The following is a 254-nucleotide window of genomic DNA, read 5'->3' as shown; positions in this document are numbered from 1 at the left end:
CCATCAAAGGAATGATCAGCAATGAAAGGCTAGCAAGAACTGTAAATACGGTTTTCCCCGGCAAGTTAGCCCCAGTTCTTCCTGAATACTGCCAAGTTCGAAAGTACTTAAGAACCGCCCATTCTATTAAACGAGCGAGGGCGATGATCAACGAAGCCAAGCCAAATAGAACAATGGCTCCGGCTGCTGCTCGTGGTAATAGATTAAGGTCTGGGTCGTTAAACCATTGCCATACCAAAACGGCAAAGGTAGGT

The 254-nt window shown here is 46.5% G+C and carries 1 pseudogene; it reads right to left on the bottom strand.

The features are described 5' to 3' along the window. Positions 1 to 254: pseudogene (locus AB4496_RS22970) on the bottom strand (thiamine ABC transporter permease); the annotation flags it as partial.

This window comes from Vibrio sp. 10N.222.46.A1 (assembly GCF_041473595.1).
Lineage (GTDB): Bacteria > Pseudomonadota > Gammaproteobacteria > Enterobacterales > Vibrionaceae > Vibrio > Vibrio tasmaniensis_A.
Note: the sequence above shows the minus strand (reverse complement) of the source record. Positions and strands in the feature narration are given on the sequence as shown.